This window comes from Bacillus sanguinis (assembly GCF_018332475.1).
In the GTDB taxonomy this organism is placed as follows: Bacteria; Bacillota; Bacilli; order Bacillales; family Bacillaceae_G; genus Bacillus_A; species Bacillus_A sanguinis.
Map to the genome: position 1 here is coordinate 1 of NZ_BOQB01000468.1, position 1,415 is coordinate 1,415.

Below are 1,415 nucleotides of genomic sequence, written 5' to 3' on the forward strand. Positions count from 1 at the left end.
AAAGTTAACACTACGAGAAAATTGTTTACTACATTTGTTCACGAAATCGTACGAATTTACGTATGTTACTTCTTTATTTCAAGCGAATTACTAGACAAAATATATTTTTTTACTATTATTTCTCTAAATAGAAGTTGCAAAACGAATTATATTGTTACTTTTGTAAACCCAACCCCCTATTTTTTAACAATTCCTTAAACATTCATCCATGTTATACACTGTATTCCTTAACAACATTTCGGTACAATACAATTACAACGATTTTAAATGAGGTGATGTTCATGACAAAACGTTATGAAAACATGGATAATGTGAGCACAAAAAAATCAATTCGTTCCTTTATACGTTGGCGAAAAGAACGAAAACAAAATAAAAAGGATTTTTCTTTTTTAGTAGAACAATCACCTGTCAAACAAAGTAAATTCCTACAAAACAACTTTGAAAAGACGACTGTAACTTGGATTGGTCATTCCACATTCCTTATCCAAACGAATGGGCTTAATATATTAACAGATCCAGTATGGGCCAATAAATTAAAGCTAGTCCCAAGACTTACAGAACCTGGACTTTCTATAAACGAACTACCTAAAATTGATATTGTTCTTCTTTCACATGGTCATTATGATCATTTAGATTTTTCAACACTTCGCCAACTTAACGATGACATATTATACTTAGTACCCATTGGGCTAAAAAAATTATTTACTCGTAAAAAATTCAACAATGTAGAAGAGTATAAATGGTGGGAAAGTACGACTATTGATGATGTTTCCTTTCACTTCGTACCTGCTCAGCACTGGACGAGAAGATCATTATTTGATATGAACACATCTCACTGGGGTGGATGGATTATTAAGAATGACAATATGGAGGAAACCATTTATTTTTGTGGAGACAGTGGCTATTTCCAAGGTTTCAAGGAAATTGGCAAACGCTTTTCAATTGATGTTGCCCTTATGCCAATTGGAGCTTATGAACCAGAATGGTTTATGAAAATATCTCACGTTTCACCTGAAGAAGCAGTGCAAGCTTATTTAGATTTAAATGCTACACACTTTATACCGATGCATTACGGAGCTTTTGCACTCGCCGATGAAACACCTCGCGAGGCAATAACAAGGCTTCGAAATAATTGGAATTTGCGTATGTTACCATGGGAACAACTGCATGTACTCTTTTTAGGTCAAACTTTCACTTATAATATCGAAACACATGCTAAGAAAGTGAATGAAAAAATTGAAACATTACATGTGTAACGTAACTACTGATTTTCTATATTCAACATATAATATAGAAAATCATAAAGGGTGTTTTCTATGAATGAATATTTACAGACTCGCTATATCATTAGCGGGAGTGCCTGTATAGCCCTTCTTATTTCTTACTTTCTATTCACATAAAAAAGCTACTTGAAA

Annotated in this window: 1 protein-coding gene; it reads left to right on the forward strand. The window is 32.9% G+C overall.

The window, feature by feature from the left end:
* Positions 1-281: 281 nt before the first annotated feature.
* Positions 282-1,256 (forward strand): MBL fold metallo-hydrolase, encoded by a 975-nt coding sequence (locus KI369_RS27750; protein ID WP_212958851.1) that lies wholly within the window; start codon positions 282-284, stop codon positions 1,254-1,256.
* The last annotated feature ends 159 nt before the right edge of the window (positions 1,257-1,415 follow it).

Excerpts from the sequence above, each read along its gene's own strand:
- KI369_RS27750 (WP_212958851.1), top strand. The coding sequence starts at position 282 with ATGACAAAACGTTATGAAAACATGGATAATGTGAGCACAAAAAAATCA.